Origin of the sequence: Baekduia sp., assembly GCF_035685985.1 — a bacterium.
Lineage (GTDB): Bacteria > Actinomycetota > Thermoleophilia > Solirubrobacterales > Solirubrobacteraceae > Baekduia.
In genome coordinates this window covers 199376-215816 of the sequence record NZ_DASRZV010000017.1, presented here as the reverse complement: position 1 = coordinate 215816, position 16441 = coordinate 199376, and the positions used below count along the sequence as shown (strand labels likewise).

The 16441-nt window shown below is 72.9% G+C and carries 11 protein-coding genes and 1 tRNA gene; 6 read left to right on the top strand and 6 right to left on the bottom strand.

Annotated elements, in window-relative coordinates:
- The first annotated feature begins 58 nt into the window (after positions 1 to 58).
- From VFG42_RS10000 to nrfD, 6 genes are all read left to right on the top strand, one after another.
- Positions 59 to 1273 carry a DNA (cytosine-5-)-methyltransferase gene (locus VFG42_RS10000; RefSeq protein WP_324907875.1) on the top strand — a complete coding sequence of 405 codons (1215 nt, stop codon included), beginning with the start codon at positions 59 to 61 and terminating at the stop codon, positions 1271 to 1273.
- The gene (locus tag VFG42_RS09995) at positions 1270 to 2790 is read left to right on the top strand and encodes an AAA family ATPase (protein WP_324907873.1); all 1521 of its coding nucleotides are present in this window, start codon (positions 1270 to 1272) and stop codon (positions 2788 to 2790) included. The genes VFG42_RS10000 and VFG42_RS09995 overlap by 4 nt, the downstream gene beginning before the upstream one ends.
- The gene (locus VFG42_RS09990; protein WP_324907974.1) at positions 2751 to 4019 is read left to right on the top strand and encodes a hypothetical protein; all 1269 of its coding nucleotides are present in this window, start codon (positions 2751 to 2753) and stop codon (positions 4017 to 4019) included. The genes VFG42_RS09995 and VFG42_RS09990 overlap by 40 nt, the downstream gene beginning before the upstream one ends.
- Positions 4020 to 4176: 157 nt before the next feature.
- Positions 4177 to 7383 carry a formate dehydrogenase gene (gene fdh / locus VFG42_RS09985; RefSeq protein WP_324907970.1) on the top strand — a complete coding sequence of 1069 codons (3207 nt, stop codon included), beginning with the start codon at positions 4177 to 4179 and terminating at the stop codon, positions 7381 to 7383.
- Positions 7380 to 8492 carry a 4Fe-4S dicluster domain-containing protein gene (locus VFG42_RS09980; RefSeq protein WP_324907871.1) on the top strand — a complete coding sequence of 371 codons (1113 nt, stop codon included), beginning with the start codon at positions 7380 to 7382 and terminating at the stop codon, positions 8490 to 8492. Before fdh ends, VFG42_RS09980 begins: the two co-directional genes overlap by 4 nt.
- Positions 8489 to 9757 (top strand): NrfD/PsrC family molybdoenzyme membrane anchor subunit, encoded by a 1269-nt coding sequence (gene nrfD / locus VFG42_RS09975; RefSeq protein ID WP_324907869.1) that lies wholly within the window; start codon positions 8489 to 8491, stop codon positions 9755 to 9757. Before VFG42_RS09980 ends, nrfD begins: the two co-directional genes overlap by 4 nt.
- Here nrfD and selA read toward each other — a convergent pair.
- The 6 genes from selA to VFG42_RS09945 form a co-directional block, all read right to left on the bottom strand.
- Positions 9754 to 11067 carry an L-seryl-tRNA(Sec) selenium transferase gene (selA, locus tag VFG42_RS09970; protein WP_324907866.1) on the bottom strand — a complete coding sequence of 438 codons (1314 nt, stop codon included), beginning with the start codon at positions 11065 to 11067 and terminating at the stop codon, positions 9754 to 9756. The genes nrfD and selA overlap by 4 nt on opposite strands.
- The gene (selB, locus tag VFG42_RS09965; RefSeq protein ID WP_324907864.1) at positions 11064 to 12611 is read right to left on the bottom strand and encodes a selenocysteine-specific translation elongation factor; all 1548 of its coding nucleotides are present in this window, start codon (positions 12609 to 12611) and stop codon (positions 11064 to 11066) included. The genes selA and selB overlap by 4 nt, the downstream gene beginning before the upstream one ends.
- Positions 12611 to 12707, bottom strand: a tRNA-Sec gene (locus VFG42_RS09960). The genes selB and VFG42_RS09960 overlap by 1 nt, the downstream gene beginning before the upstream one ends.
- 19 nt (positions 12708 to 12726) lie before the next feature.
- A complete protein-coding gene (gene selD, locus VFG42_RS09955) occupies positions 12727 to 13752 on the bottom strand; it encodes a selenide, water dikinase SelD (protein ID WP_324907862.1) in 1026 nt (341 codons plus the stop codon).
- A 10-nt stretch (positions 13753 to 13762) separates the two neighbouring features.
- A complete protein-coding gene (locus tag VFG42_RS09950; RefSeq protein ID WP_324907860.1) occupies positions 13763 to 15022 on the bottom strand; it encodes a cytochrome d ubiquinol oxidase subunit II in 1260 nt (419 codons plus the stop codon).
- A gap of 3 nt (positions 15023 to 15025) precedes the next feature.
- A complete protein-coding gene (locus tag VFG42_RS09945) occupies positions 15026 to 16390 on the bottom strand; it encodes a cytochrome ubiquinol oxidase subunit I (protein ID WP_324907857.1) in 1365 nt (454 codons plus the stop codon).
- Positions 16391 to 16441: the final 51 nt, after the last annotated feature.

Here is a 16441-nt window from a genome sequence, read left to right as displayed (position 1 = left end):
AATGATGCAAAGGCGGTCTTCGAACTGTCCGCCCGCTCTGCCACCCTCATTCATCCCGATGGACGCCGCCCAGACCGCATTGCCGATCCCTGCCGAACCGCGACGCCTGCGTCTCCGCACCGCTGGGCTGTTCGCAGGTATCGGAGGCATCGAGCTGGGATTGAGCCGGGTCGGCCACGCCACCGTCCTGCTGTGCGAGAATTTCGAACCCGCACAACGAGTCCTTGCGGAGCGTTTCCCTGAGTCCCCGCTGGTGGACGACGTCCGCGACATCGAACGCCTGCCCGAGGTCGATCTCGTTGCAGCCGGATTCCCTTGCCAGGATCTGAGTCAGGCGGGCCGCACGGCGGGTATCACGGGCGAACGCTCGGGGTTGGTCGGTGAGGTCTTCCGCCTGCTCGACAGCGCGCCGAAAGATCCTGACTGGCTTCTGCTGGAGAACGTGCCGTTCATGCTCCAGCTGGAGCGCGGCGAGGCAATGCGCTTCCTCACCAGCGAGCTGAGCCGTCGCGGGTTCTCATGGGCATACCGCATCGTGGACACCCGCGCGTTCGGTCTACCGCAACGGCGGCAACGTGTCCTGGTCCTGGCGAGCCGGACGAAGGACCCCAGGCCGGTGTTGCTGACCGAGGACCACGGCGTGGTCAATACTGAAGGAACGCCCGGAGAGGTCGCCTGTGGCTTCTACTGGACCGAGGGTGTACGAGGGCTCGGATGGGCCATCGATGCGATCCCGACATTGAAGGGCGGTTCCACCGTCGGGATCCCGTCGCCGCCCGCCATCTGGATGCCCGACGGGAGGATCGTCCTACCAGACATCCGTGACGCGGAGCGATTGCAGGGCTTCCCGTCCGGTTGGACGGCGTCGTCCGTCGACGATCCCTCGCGCAGGAACGGTCCGCGATGGAAGCTCGTCGGCAACGCGGTCAGCGTCCCGGTGGCCGAGTGGCTTGGCAGACGGCTCGTTGCTCCGACTACGGTTTATGACGAGACCGCCGACGCGCCGCTCGAGGGCGGCCACCGGTGGCCCTCGGCCGCCTGGGGCGGCCCCGACACGCGTGTTCACGGATCGCCGGTCTCCACGTGGCCGCGACACGTGCCCGCCACATCCCTGGCGGACTTTCTGGAGTACCCCACCACGCCGCTGTCGGAGCGGGCCACCGCCGGTTTCCTCCGGCGCACCCAGCAGGGCCGGCTGCGGTTTGCCGAGGGATTCATCGCGGCTCTGCGTCGGCATCACGAAAGCCTGACGGCGCAGCTGGAGACCGTATGACGACGTGGCAGGATCGGCTCGACGAGTCGGTCGTCGATCTCGATCCCAGCCAGCCAAGCACGAAACAGCTCCGCCCACTGGAGCAATGGGCCGCTGACCTCCTCCGCCTGCCCATGGGCGAGGTCTACGCCATCTATGTCTCTAAGCCCGGGAACCTCAAGAAGCAGGCCGACCAGTCGCACCGTGGGCGCGCCGCCCGCCTGCTGGTGGTCCTGCACACGGATGCCTCGTTGTTGACGTCCAGCGTGCGTAGTCTTCCGCAGCTCATCGGGTACGGACGTCTCGAAGCCGCTCTGATCGTGCATTCGAACGGCGACGGCGCCGAGGTTCTCGCAGCTGTGGAACCCGTCGGTGCGCAACGACTTCAGCCGCTCCGCACGGCATTCCCCGCGGCGGAGATCACGGCGATCCAACCGGCGTACAGCGGCCAGGCCATGTCCTCATATCTGATGAATCCGTCTATCGGTCTGCAGTTCGACCGCGGGGACGAATACGTTCCGCCGGGCACGACCGATCTGCACGTCGACGACCGCGTCCAGCGCATGGTGCGTACGGCCGTCGCTTCGCATCGCGCGGTGCTCCTCGTCGGGCCTCCCGGAACCGGGAAGACGACGCTCGTGAACAACCTCCTCGCTGAGGTGTACGAGACGCCGACGAGGTTCGGCCTGGTAGCTCCACCCTCACGCGTGGACTCGACCACCCCGGACGAAGGATGGGATACAAGAACGCTCGTCGGCGGCGAGACCGTCGATGACGAGGGGCGCCTGCGCTTTCGCCCGGGCCGGTTGCTCGATGCTCTGCGCCGCGACGCATGGCTTGTCTTGGACGAGGCCAATCGCGCCGACCTGGACCGGATCCTCGGTCCGGTGCTCACGTGGCTCACCGGCGGCTCCGTCTCACTCGGGCGGGCAAGCAACCAACTCGACGCTGCGGAGGTGTTGCTCGACTGGGACCTCGACGCCGACCACAGCTATTGCGACGGCTGGGAGCGGCTCGAGTCGGGCGTCGGCGAACCCATCCGCTTCGTCGCGAACCGCGACTGGCGCCTGCTCGGGACCTACAACGCGCTTGACGCCCAGCGGGTCTTCCGGTTCGGCCAGGCCCTCGGCCGCCGTTTCCACCGCGTACCGGTGCCGCCCATCGACGACCTGTTGTTCGCGACAGCCCTCGACAAGAGGCTGGATGACCTGCCGGCAGGGATCGACATCACGCACACCGCACGTGTCATCAACGGCCTCTACAACCTGCACCGAGTCTCCGATCTTCCTCTTGGGCCAGCGGTCTTCCTCTCGATCCCCAACTACCTGCGCGCCGGTGCGGCAGGACTCAGTGCCGAGCATGTGACCGCGCTGACCCCGGAGCTGACCGCAGAGGCTTACGTCCTGGCCGCCGGGAACGCTCTGGCGCAGTACGACGAAGACGAGTTGGCGTCCTTCGGCGCTCGGTTGATGGGGCAAGGCCTCTTTTCGTCAGAGCAATGGACCTGGGTGACGGCGACGATCGCGGTCCTGAGCTGAGCCGCGAGCCGACGGACTTTCCCCACGCCCTCGGGGACGTTCCGCCGATTCCTCGACGCGGACTTGCTGAGACCTGCGCGATGTGGACGGGCGCAGGCCAACTCTGGCGCGCCTTGGCCACCGACCATGAACAGATCGCCGAGCGCCGATGGAATGAGCGAGACGTCGAGCACCGCGCGATGCGTGTTCTCTTCGAGATGCTCGAGCCGCTGTTGCGTCGATGGCCCCGGCGGACACGCGCATGGATCGATGCGCTGCCCGCCGTAACCGCACATTCGACGGCCGTTACGGCCACACCGACGACCGGAGTCTCATGGCCGCTCACCCGGCGGGCCGGCTGGCCGCCGCAAGACTTCGTGGCCAGACATCGGCGACGCACGCCCGCGACGACCCTGGCGACCACCGTCAGGTGGTGCCTCGACGAGCTGGCGGCGCTCGCTCCTCACGCGGCCGTGGCCGAACGCCCCGAGCAGAAGGAGGCGCGCGCACGGCTTGCGGCAGCGATGGCCTTGCTGGACACGACGGCCTTGGCCGAAGTCTCCGGAGACCCTCCGGGCCATGCGGAACTACGTGCGATTCGAGCGGAAGGTTCACCCTGGAGATCGCTCGTCCCGGTGTGCGAACGGCTGCTCTGGCGCCACCGCACGCCGCTCGATCAACTGGCGATGGAATTGGTGGCGCCGGACCCGGCGCTCGGTGGACGCCTGTTCCACCTCGCGGTTCTCGGGGAGGTGCTCCACGCCTTGCGGTCGAGCGGCGCCACCGTCACCAACGTCGTACCGCTCGGCGCCGGAGCGAAGGGGCCGCACTTCCTGGTCGAGGACTACGCCCACCGGCCATGGCGACTTTGGTTCGAGAGCGCGGGATCGTGGAGCTCCGACCCACCGGAGCCATATCTGACGGCGGCGAAGGCCTTATTTCCGCACCCACAGCCGCTCGGTGCTGATCTCATGTTGGAGGGTCCCGACGGAAGGGTCCTCTTGTTCGAGTGCAAGTACTCGTCGAATCGGTCGACCGTCGCCGCCGGATACCACCAGGCGGTCTGCTATGCCGTTGAAGCGTTTGCCCGGGCAGACCACGTGACGAGCGTCGTCGTTGGTCCGACAAGCGTCATCCGGTCCGCCGAGTACACGCAGGTGGACACCGCCCTGATCGGCTTCGTCTCCCCTGACGACGTTCCATCCGTGGTCGAAGCGGCGTTGCGACAGGACGCCTTCGACGAGGCGTAACACGATCAGTTCGCCGTGACGGTATTGCACCGACAGACTCCCGCACCGGGTTTCCTCCGCGCGACGAAAGGGGCATGATCCTGTGGAGGTGGCACGTCCGAAGCCCTTCCGCACGCTGCGCGATCTGCCCGTCATCGGCCGGGCGGCCGATTGGGGCATGGGGCCACACGCGGTCTCCAGGCAGACGCGGGAGGCGGGCGCCAGGATCGCGGGGCTGAAGGCCACCGAGTCCGTCTGCCCGTACTGCGCGGTCGGGTGCGCGCAGGCGGTGTACACGCGGGAGGGCGAGCTGGTCGGGATCGAGGGCCATCCGGGCTCGCCGGTCAACCAGGGCGCGCTGTGCCCGAAGGGGTCGGCGTCGCGCCAGCTCGTGCAGCAGCCCGGCCGGCTGACGAAGGTCCTCTACCGGCGTCCGCGCGGCACCGAGTGGGAGGAGATCCCGCTGGAGCGCGCGATGGACATGATCGCCGAGCGCGTGATCGCCGCCCGCGAGGCAGGCTGGCAGACCGTCGACCCGGACACCGGCACGCGCGTCGACCGCACGCTCGGGTTCGCGCACCTCGGCGGCGCCACGCTGGACAACGAGGAGAACTACCTCATCCGCAAGTCCTTCACGGCGATGGGCGCGGTCCAGATCGAGAACCAGGCCCGCATATGACACTCCTCCACGGTCCCCGGTCTGGGGACCTCGTTCGGTCGCGGAGGGGCGACCACCTTCCTGCAGGACCTCGCCAACAGCGACTGCATCCTGATCCAGGGCTCCAACTTCGCCGAGGCGCACCCGGTGGGCTTCCGCTGGGTCATGCGCGCCAAGGAGCGCGGGGCCAAGGTCATCCACGTCGACCCGCGCTTCGGGCGCACCGGCGCGTCGGCGGACACGCACGTCCCGATTCGCGCGGGGACCGACATCGCGTTCCTCGGCGGGCTCATCTCCTACATCCTGGAGACCGAGTCCTACTTCAAGGAGTACGTCCTCCACTACACGAACGCGTCGACGATCATCAACGACAAGTTCCAGGACACCGAGGACCTCGGCGGCGTCTTCTCCGGCTTCGACCCCGAGACCGGGATGTACGACCGCAGCTCGTGGATGTACGAGGGCGGCGAGATCGCCTCGGCCGCCGGCATGCGCGAGCACGCCAGCCAGGCCTTCGACGAGCACACCGGCGCCGGCCTCAACGAGGGCCCGATCCCACGCGACGAGACGCTGCAGGACCCGCGCTGCGTCTTCCAGGTCGTCAAGCGCCACTACGCGCGCTACACGCCGGAGATGGTCGCCCAGATCTGCGGCATCCCCGAGGAGCGGTTCCGCGAGGTCGCCGACGCGCTGATCGCCAACTCCGGCCGCGAGCGCACCACCGCGCTCTGCTACGCGGTCGGCTGGACCCAGCACGCCAACGGCGTCCAGATCATCCGCGCCGGCGCGATCCTCCAGCTGCTGCTCGGCAACGTCGGCCGCCCCGGCGGCGGCGTCATGGCACTGCGCGGCCACGCGACGATCCAGGGCTCGTCGGACATCCCCACGCTGTACGACCTGCTCCCCGGCTACCTCCACATGCCGCGCGCGCACGAGGAGGAGCTCACGCTCGACACCTACATCAAGACCGGCGGCGCGCGTCGCGGCTGGTGGGCGAACTTCGACAAGTACATCATCTCGCTGCTGAAGGCCTGGTTCGGCGACGCCGCCACCGCGGAGAACGACTACGGCTTCGGGCGCCTGCCGAAGATCACCGGCAACCACGCGCACTTCCCGACGATGATGCGCGCGGTCGACGGCGGCCTCGACGGGCTCTTCGTGATGGGGCAGAACCCGGCGGTCGGCTCGCAGAACGGCGGCCTGCAGCGCCGCGCGCTGCGCCACATGAAGTGGTTGGTCGTCCGCGACTTCGCCGAGATCGAGACCGCGACGTTCTGGCGCGACGCGCCCGAGGTCCAGGCCGGCGAGGTCCGCCCCGAGGACATCGAGACCGAGGTCTTCCTGATGCCCGCCGCCACGCACGTCGAGAAGGAGGGGTCCTTCACCCAGACCCAGCGGATGGTGCAGTGGCGCGACAAGGCGCTGGAGCCGCCCGGCGACGCGCGCAGCGAGCTGTGGTTCATGCACCACCTGACCAAGCGCGTGATCGACCACTACAAGAGCTCACAGGACCCCAAGGACTGGCCGATCGTCAACCTCAGCTGGCCCTACGAGGAGCACGGGCCGCTGCACGAGCCGCACGCCGAGGACGTCCTGCGCGAGATCAACGGCTATGACATGGCCAGCGGCGCGCCCGTCCCCGGCTTCGCGCAGCTCAAGGCCGACGGCTCCACCGCGTGCGGCTGCTGGATCTACGCGGGGATCATGGCCGACGGCGTCAACCAGGCCCGCCGCCGCACCGCCGGCGACACGTCCAAGCCCGGCGGCTACGTCTCGCCCGAGTGGGGCTGGGTCTGGCCGGCCAACCGCCGCCTGCTCTACAACCGCGCCTCCGCCGACCCCGAGGGCAGGCCGTGGTCGGAGCGCAAGAAGTACGTCTGGTGGGACGCGGAGGCCGAGCGGTGGACCGGCTACGACGTCCCCGACTTCCCGGTCGACAAGCGCCCCGACTACCGCCCGCCGGAGAACGGCGGCGAGGGCATGGACGCGATCGCGGGCGACGACCCCTTCATCATGATGGCCGACGGCCGCGGCTGGCTGTACTCGCCGGCGGGCCTGCTCGACGGCCCGCTGCCCACGCACTACGAGCCGGTCGAGTCGCCCGTGCCCAACCTCCTCTACCCCGCGATCGGCGCCAACCCGGTGGCGATCCGCTGGGAGCGCCCGGACAACCCCATCAACAAGACCGCGGACCCGCGCTTCCCCTGCGTCCTGACGACGTTCCGGCTGACCGAGCACCACACCGCCGGCGGCATGAGCCGCACGCTGCCGTGGCTGTCGGAGCTGCAGCCGGAGATGTTCGCCGAGATCGACCCCGTCCTGGCCGCCCAGCGCGGCATCGAGGACGGCGGCTGGCTGGTGCTGAGCACCGAGCGCGGCGAGATCGAGGCGCGCGCGAAGGTCACCGAGCGCATGCGCCCGCTGCGGATCGCCGACCGCGTCATCCACCAGGTCGCGGTGCCGTGGCACTGGGGCTACAACGGCATCAGCCTCGGCGACAGCGCCAACGACATCCTGCACCTCAGCGGCGACCCCAACGTCAACATCGAGACGACCAAGGCGCTGACCTGCGACGTGCGCGCGGGGCGGCGCTCGACGGTCGGGACCTCGCGGGTCACGCTCGCGCCGCGCGGCGACGCGCGGGTCAACCGCGACCACGCCGCCGAGCGCCCCAAGCTCGGCCCACAGCCCAAGTCCTTCGAGACGGGAGGCGACACGCAGACATGAGCACCGCCGTCCCCCACGCGCCCCGCTCCGAGATCTCCGTGCGCCGCCCCGAGGCGGAGCGCATGGGGTTCTTCACCGACACCACCGTCTGCATCGGCTGCAAGGCCTGCGAGGTCGCCTGCAAGCAGTGGAACGACCTGCCGGCCGACGGCTCGACGTTCCGCAAGGGCGGCTCCTACGACCACACCGGCGAGCTCGGCGCCGCGACGTGGCGCCACGTCCGCTTCGTCGAGCAGCTGGAGCCCTCGCCGCTGTCGGTCTCCGAGGCCCACGACCTCGACCTCGTCGCGATGGCCTCCGAGCGCGCGCCGGCCGAGGTCGACGTCGCGGCCGCCGTGGCCGACATGTCGCGCTGGATCTTCATGTCGGACGTGTGCAAGCACTGCACGAACGCCGGCTGCATGGACGCGTGCCCGACCGGCGCGTTGGTCCGCACGGAGTTCGAGACCGTGATCGTCCAGCAGGACGTGTGCAACGGCTGCGGCTATTGCGTGCCGTCGTGCCCGTTCGGCGTGATCGACCGAGATCATCAAGATGGTCGCGCCGCCAAGTGCACGCTCTGCTACGACCGCCTCCAGGACGGCCTGGAGCCCGCGTGCGCGAAGGCGTGCCCGACCGACTCGATCCAGTTCGGCCCCTACGACGAGCTGCTCGACGTCGCGGAGCGCCGCGTCGCGACCCTGCACGATCGCGGCCGGACCGACGCCTACCTCTACGGCGCGGGCGACGCGCCCGGCGAGGAGGTCGCGGGCGGCCTCGGCGCGTTCTTCCTGCTGACCGACCCGCCCGAGCGCTACGGGCTGCCGGCGCAGGCCGACTCGCCGATCCAGGAGAACGTGGTGACCGCGACGGCCGCGGCGGTCGCGGCCGGCCTGGCCGCGGCGACCGGCGTGGCGGTGGCCTTCGGCGCGGCCAAGCGCGGGTGGACGGGCGCGCGGCCCGGCGGCCTCCTGACGCTGGCGGCGGCGGCCGCGGGCGCCGTGGAGGTCGTGCGCGACCTGCGCGAGGGCGGCCGGCGCCGCGATCGCGCCCACGGCCACGCGGCGGTGCCCCGGGCCCAGGGGCGCGCCGACCAGGGCGAGACGCGCAGCGAGGGGCACCCGCGATGAGCGGCGGCCCGCGCGGCGGCGACCGCGACATGGGCGAGGGCCAGAAGGCCGCGTCGGCCGCGGGCGCCGAGGAGTCGCGGGCCGCCGAGCGCGCCCGCACCGCCGACGCGGCGGCCGCTGACGACCGCGACATGACGCCGGCGCTCGGCGTCCCGGGCCGCCCGGGCAGCTGGCGCCGCGCGGTGGCCGGCGCGGCGGTCGGCCTGCACCAGCGCGCCTGGGCGGACGCGCGGTGGTCGTTCCTCTTCCGCGACGGGTCCCGGTACGCGCGGGCGCCGCGGCCTGAGCCCGAGCGGATCGCGGAGGCCAACCGGCGCGGGCGCGGCGGCGAGCCGCCGGAGATCGTCCAGGGGCCGATGATGAAGGCGCCGGTGTGGACGTGGGAGGTGCCGCTGTACTTCTGGTTCGGCGGGATGGCGGCGGGCGCGTCGTTCGTCGCGCTGGCCTGCGACCTGGCCGGCGACGAGCGCTCGGCGCGCGTGGCGCGCAAGGTCGCGCTCGGCGCGCTGATGCCGTCGCCGCCGCTGCTCATCATGGACCTGGGCCGGTCCGAGCGCTTCTACAACATGTTGCGCATCTTCAAGCCGCGCTCCCCCATGTCGATGGGGTCGTGGTGCCTGTCGGTCTTCGGCGCGCTGGGCGCGGGCGCGGTCGGCGCCGACCTGCTGGGCCGCGATCGCGAGGCGAAGGCGCTCGGCGCGGCCAACGCGGTCGTCGGCGGGTACTTGGGGTCCTACACCGGCGTGCTGCTGGCGTCGACGGCGGTGCCGGTGTGGTCGCGCTCGAAGTGGCTGCTGGGCCCGATCTTCGTCTCGACCGCGACGCTGACCGGCGCGGCGACCGTGCGGCTGACGCTGGCCGCGCTCGGCCAGGACGAGGACCACCCCAGCCAGCGCGCGCTGCTGGTCACCGAGAGCGGCGCGATGGCGGCCGAGCTGATCCTGTCGGAGATCAACCACCATCGCCTGGGGCGGTTGGCCAACGTCCTGGAGACCGGCGCCGGCGCGCGCTGGTTCTCGGGCGCGAAGTGGCTGGCCCGGCTGGGCCTCGGCCTGCGGCTCGCGCGGCGCCGTCCGGGCGTCGGGCGCTGGGCCGACCACGTCGCCAGCGGGGCGTTCATGGGCGCCGCGCTGTGCTTCCGCTTCGCCTGGGTGCGGGCGGGCCGCTCGTCGGCGCACGACGACGAGGCCGTCGCGCTCAACCACCGCGGCCGCGCCACCCGCGCCGAGCCCGAGCACGACATGGAGGTCGTCGAGCACCGCTAGCTTCGGGTGCCGAGGACCGCGATCAGCGCGGCGATGGCCGCGTCGAGGTCGCCGTCGTCGTGCAGCGTGCGCGGGTCGATCAGCGTGCGGTCGTCGGCGACGCGGGCCAGCAGCGGCGTCGGCTCGTGGGCGCGCAGGCGCGCGGCCAGCGCGGGCGGCCCGACCGCGACCGCGGGCCCGCGCAGCTCCAGCAGCGGCAGCGCGCCGCCGCCGACGCGGCCGGTGGAGGCGACGACCTCGCCGCCGGTGGCCAGCGCGATCCGCTCGGCGCGCTCCCGGAGGACGTGGTCGGGCACGTCGAGCATCGCCAGGACCGGGATCTCGCGCCGGGCGCGCTCGGGGTCGCGGTAGAGCGCGAGCGTCGCGGCCAGCGCGGCCATCGGCAGGCGGCCGACGCGCAGCGCGCGGGCCAGCGGATGGGCACGGGCGGCGGCGACGGCCGCGCGCGTGCCGACGACCAGGCCGGCCTGCGGCCCGCCGAGCAGCTTGTCGCCGCTGAAGGTCACGAGCGCGGCGCCGGCGGCGATCGCGTCGCGGGCCGAGGGCTCGTCGGCGTGGTGCAGCAGGACGCCGGAGCCGAGGTCGTCGATGACCGGGACGCCGAGCGACGTGAGCTGGTCGATCGGCACGTCGGCGGTGAAGCCGACCGTGCGGAAGTTCGACTGGTGGACGCGCAGGACGACGTCAGCGCCGTCGGCGACCGCGCGCTCGTAGTCGGCCAGGTTGGTGCGGTTGGTCGTGCCGACCTCGACGAGCCGGGCCCCGGCCTGCGCGACGACGTCGGGGATCCGGAAGCCGCCGCCGATCTCCACGAGCTGGCCGCGGGAGACGACGATCGACCGGTCGCGCCCCGCCAGCGCGGCGGCCGCGAGCAGCACGGCGGCCGCGCCGTTGTTGACGACCAGCGCGTCCTGCGCGCCGGTCAGCTCGGCCAGCAGCGCCGCGACGTGCGCGTCGCGGGCGCCGCGGCGGCCGGAGTCCAGGTCCAGCTCGAGGTTGACGTAGCCGCGCGCGGCGTCGGCGACGGCCTCCGCCGCCGCGTCGGCGAGCGGCGCCCGACCCAAGTTGGTGTGGATGACCACGCCGGTCCCGTTGAGCACGCGCCGCAGCGACGGGCGCAGGTGCGCGCGGGCGCGCGCGACGAGGTCGGGGTCGTCGGTCGCGCCCGCGAGGATCTCGGCACGGCGACGGTCCAGGACGGCGCGCGCGGCGGCGATCGCCGCGGCGGGCGTGGTCTCGCCGTTCGGCGCGACGGCGGCGGCCAGGCGGTCGACGGCGGGCAGCGCGCGCAGGCGGTCGCGCTCGGTCACCGGGGAACCTCCGCGGCGGCGGGGCGGCGCGCGCGCAGCACGCGGCGGTCGTCGGGGAGGCGGCGCGTGACGCGCCGGGCGTCGAGGTGCTCGAGGAAGGCCTGGGCGGGCTTGCGCGAGGTCTGGAGCGCGTCGCGGACCTCGGCCAGCGACGTCGAGCCGCGCTCCTCGATCAAGGCGATGATCTTGGCGGTCACGTCGTCGGCGACGGTCGCGTCGGCGTAGAGCGGGCCGGACACGCGGACCGCGCGGCCCTCGTCGCGCAGCAGCGCCAGCGCGGCGCGGTCGTCGATCTGGGCCTCGCTCAGCAGCGCGAGGCCCGCGGCGCGGAGGCGGGCGGCGAGCGCGTCGGCGGCGGCGCGCCGCGCGGGCGACGGGGCGTCGGCCGGCGACGACGACGGCGACGCCGGAGGCGCGGCGGCGGCGGGCGCGTGCGGCTCGGGCCGTCCGTCGCGCCGCGCCGCCAGCCGCGCCAGCACGTCGGCCCGGCGCCCGTGGCGGCGCGCGGCCGCGTCGAGCACCACGCCGCCGCCGAGCGTGTCGGGCGGCGAGAGGCGCCGGACGACGATCCGGTCCCCGTCGGCGGCCATCACCGGCGCCTCCAGCCGCACCTGCCAGAGGTCGTCGCCGAGGTCGCTCAGCCGGCCCGGCGCCTCGCGCGTGCCGTGGTGGACGTGGACGCGCTCGCCGTGGCGGGCGTCGCCGCGCAGGCGCAGCGCGCAGTCGAGCACCCGGCGCTCGCCCCGCGAGCCCGGCCGCGCGACGACGTCCCCGCGCGCGACGTCGCGCGCCCGCACGCCCGCGAGGTTGACCGCGACGCGCTGGCCGGCCTCCGCCGCCTCCACGTCGACGTCGTGCACCTGCACCGACCGCACCCGCGCCGTGCGCTCGCCCGGCAGCAGGGCCACCACATCGCCCCGCGCCAGGCGCCCCGCCCACAGCGTGCCGGTCACGACCGTCCCGATCCCGGCGACGGTGAACGCGCGGTCCACGTGGAGGACCGCGGCGGCGTCGGCGCCGCCCGCCCCCGCGCGGCCCGGCAGCGCCGCCGCCACCGCGTCCAGCGCCGCCGCCACGTCGGCCACGCCCTCCCCCGTCGTCCCGCTGCACGGCACGAACGCGCTCGCGCCCGGCAGCAGCTCGCGCGCCTCCGCGACCGCCCGCGCCGGGTCGGCGACGTCGGCCTTGGTCACCGCCACCACGCCCGCCGCCACGCCGAGCGCGCCCAGCACGGTCGCGTGCTCGACGGTCTGCGGCATCACGCCGTCGTCGGCGGCGACGACCATCAGGTACAGGTCGATCCCGGTCGCGCCCGCGACCATCGTCCGCACGAAGCGCTCGTGGCCCGGCACGTCGACCACCGACAGCCGCCGGCCCGACGGCAGCGCCAGCGGCGCGTAGCCCAACACGATCGAGATGCCCCGGCGGCGCTCCTCCTCCAGGCGGTCGGTGTCGATCCCGGTCAGCGCGCGCACGAGCGCGGTCTTGCCGTGATCGATGTGCCCGGCCGTCCCGAGCGTGAGCGGCGCCGCCGACGCGGTCATGGGACGGAGCGGCGAAGGAGTCGAACCTTCCCGGCGCGGTCGAGGCGCCGCCAACGGCTTTGAAGGCCGTTCGGGGCACCGGCCCCGGGCCGCTCCACGGGAGGCCTCAGGGACCTCATCGCACGGAGATCGTGCCACGTGGGCCGTCGACCAGGCGGCCCACGACGACGCCGCCGGGGATCGCGGCCACGTCGGCGCCGGAGGGCAAGGCCATCAACAGCCCGCCCGAGGTGGTGGCGTCGGTCACCAGCCGCGCGCGCCACGGATCCACGCCGGGAGCGATCGTCGCGAAGCCCGCGGCCCACTCGGCGTTGCGGGCGCTGCCGCCGGAGACCGCGCCCGCGTCGGCCAGCAGCTCGGCCACGCCGTCGATCGCCGGGACCGCCGCCGCGTCGACCTCGGCGGCCAGCCCGCTCTCGCGCGCGAGGTTGTGCAGGTGCCCCAACAACCCGAAGCCGGTGACGTCGGTCATCCCGCGCACGCCGGCGGCGACCGCCGCGCGCGAGGCCGCGGCGTTCAGCTCCACCATGATCTCGACCGCGCGCGCCACGAGCCCGGAGCCCGCGGCCCCGCGCTTGGCCGCCGTGACGATCGCGCCGACGCCCAGCGGCTTGGTCAGCACCAACCGGTCGCCCGGCCGCCCGCCCGCGTTGGACGTGATCCGGTCCGGATGCACGGTGCCGGTCACCGCCAGCCCGTACTTCGGCTCGTCGTCCTTGATCGAGTGCCCGCCGACGACCGACGCGCCCGCCGCGCCGACCACGTCGGCGCCGCCGCGCAGGATCGCCGCCAGCACGTCGCCGCCCAGCCGCTCCAGCGGGAAGGCCACCACGTTCATCGCGGTCAGCGGCGTGCCGCCCATGGCGTACACGTCGCTCAGCGCGTTGGCGGCGGCGACCCGGCCGAAGTCATAGGGGTCGTCGACCAAGGGCGTGAAGAAGTCGATCGTCTGGACCAGCGCGAGGTCGTCGGACAGCCGGAAGACCGCGGCGTCGTCGCCGGTGGGCGTGCCGACCAGCAGCCGCGGGTCGGTGGCGACCGGGAGGTCCTTGACGATCGGGAGCACGTCGGCGGCGGGCAGCTTGCAGCCGCAGCCCGCGCCCGAGGACAGGGAGGTGAGCGGGATCGCGCTCGTGGCCATGGCCGCGAGACTACCCCCCTTCGGGCGCCAGCCACGCGGGCACGGCCGCCAGGAAGCCCACGACCACCGCCCCGATCAGGCAGACCACGCCGATCGCGTGCGCCCAGCGGGCGTCGGCGACGTTGAGCAGCCCGAAGCCCGCGACCAGCAGCGCGACCGCCACCCGTGCCGCCGACGGCGTCGGGAACGGCGGGGCCACGCGACCGGGCCTGAGCGCCGCGACGGCCCCCTCCGCGCCCGCGGGCCCGTGGTCCATCTCGCCGTGGTGGCCCAGCGTGCCGCCGAGCGTCAACCGCAACAACAACCCGAGCGCGGGGAACAGCAGGATCCCGCCGCCGACCACGGCGACGATCACCGCCACCAGCGTGTCGTGCGACGCCGCCGCCTCGCTGACCGTCAGCCCCGGCAGGAACCGCGGCTCCTGGGCCAGCGCCCAGCCGACCACGATCGCCGTGACCGCCAGCGCCGCGGTGAACCGCGCGGGCTCATAGCGGCCGGCGACGACCAGCCCGAGCGTCCCCGCGCCCGCGACCACCGAGACGATCAGCGCCGGCAGCCCGCGGCCGGACACGAGCTGGTGGTAGAGCGCGTGCGCGTCGGAGTGCAGGACGATCAGCCCGGCCAGCGCCAGCGCGCCCGCCACCAGGCCCGCGCCGATCGCCCGCCGCTGGAACGGCGCGACCAGCTCGTCGTGGCCGCGCCGGTGCGCGTCGGCGCACAGGTAGACCGCGGCCAGGTACGCGCTGAAGACGACCGCCAGCACGCCGATCAGGATCGACGTCGGGTTCAGCCACGACGTCCACAGGTTGCCGCGCGCGTTGCCGTACGGCACCCGCCCGGAGGCGATCGCGCCGACGCACGCGCCCAGCGCGAACGGCGCGAGCACCGAGGCGATCGCCGACAGCGTGTCGATGCGCACCAGCTCGCGCGGATCCGACGTCCCGCTCGACGTCGCGTAGGCCGCGCCGCGCGTGATGATCCCGAAGGCCGCGACCGACAGCGCGATCGACAGCGTCGAGGCGATCGAGCCCAGCGCGCCCGGGTACGCCGTCCAGGTCACGGTCAGCACGAAGATCAACCACACGTGGTTGGCCTCCCAGACCGGGCTCATCACGTCGTGGGCCAGCGTGCGCAGCGCGCGGGTGCGTGGGTCCGACTTCCGCGGCGCGCTGATCTGCCACAGCGCCGCGCCGAAGTCCGCGCCGCCCAGCACCACGTAGAAGATCAGGCCGGCCAGGATGAACAGCATCGGCACGGTCGACAGCGGCATGGCCTAGACCTCCTCGGCCGCCGTGGTGGTCGGCAGGCTCAGCGGCGCGCGCGCCAGCCGGCGCAGGATCCACACGACCGCGATCGCGACCAGGATGTAGACCACCCACAACGCCGCGTAGCCGACCGGGACGCCGCCCGCGCCCGTCACCGCCTGGTTGGTGCGCATGACGTGGTAGACGACCCACGGCTGGCGGCCGACCTCGGTCGTCACCCAGCCGGCGATCAGCGCCACGACCGACAGCGGGGCGGCGGCGACCAACGCCATGTAGATCCACTTGCTCTCGGGCAGCCGTCGCTTGCGGACGCGCACGATCAGCACGATCACGCCGAGGATGGCCATCAACGTGCCGATCCCCACCATCGTCTGGAACGCGAAGCGCACGACGTTGACCGGCGGCTGGTCGCGCTCGGGCACCGCGTCGAGCCCCTCGACCCGCGCGTTGAAGTTGTGGAACGACAAGAACGACAACAACCTCGGGATGCGCACGCCCCACTTGACCCGGCCGTCCTGGTACCAGCCCAGCAGGTGCTCGGGCGCGCCGCGCTCGGTCTGCCCCAGCCCCTCCAGCGCGGCGAGCTTCGTCGGCTGGTTGGCGGCGACGTCGCGGGCCGCCCAGTCGCCGACCAGCACCTGGACCGGCGAGGCGAGCACGGCGATCGTCAGCGGGACGGCGATCGCGGTCCGCTCGTAGCGCGTCCAGCGGCCGCGCAGGCGCGCGAACGCGTAGCAGCCGGCGACCACGAAGCCGGTGACGATGTAGCCCGCGATGTACATGTGCACCAACTCGTGCCACAGGTACGGGTTGGCGAACAGCGCCTTCCACGGGTGGATGTCGACCGCTTGGCCATTGACGATCCGGAAGCCGCCGGGGTGGTTCATCCAGCCGTTGACCGCGATCACCATCCACGAGCCGGTGAAGCCGGTGATGACGATCGGGATCCCGCTCAGCAGGTGCAGACGCGGCGACAGCCGGTCCCAGCCGTAGGCGTAGATCCCGATGAAGATGGCCTCCATGAAGAACGAGAAGCCCTCGATCGCGAAGCCGAGGCCGAAGACCGCGCCGAACGTCGCGGTGAAGTTCGGCCACAGGACGCCCATCTCGAAGCTCAGCACGGTGCCGGTGATCACGCCGACGGCGAACAGCGCGACCATGATCCGGCTCCAGCGGCGCGCGATCGTGCGGTAGAGCGGGTCCCCGGTCCTCATGCCCCACCACTCCATGAAGAGGACCATCGCCGGGAACGCGATGCCGAAGCACACCAGCGGGATGTGCACCGCGAACGACAGGGCCTGCATCTGCCGGGCGACCAGCAGGTGGTGCTGCTCGGTCGGCCCGAGGGCCTGAGCCATCAGCAGCGGATCCACGACGGAGGCCCCTCAGGCCCCTCGGACGGTCGTCGTCACCGACATGACCTG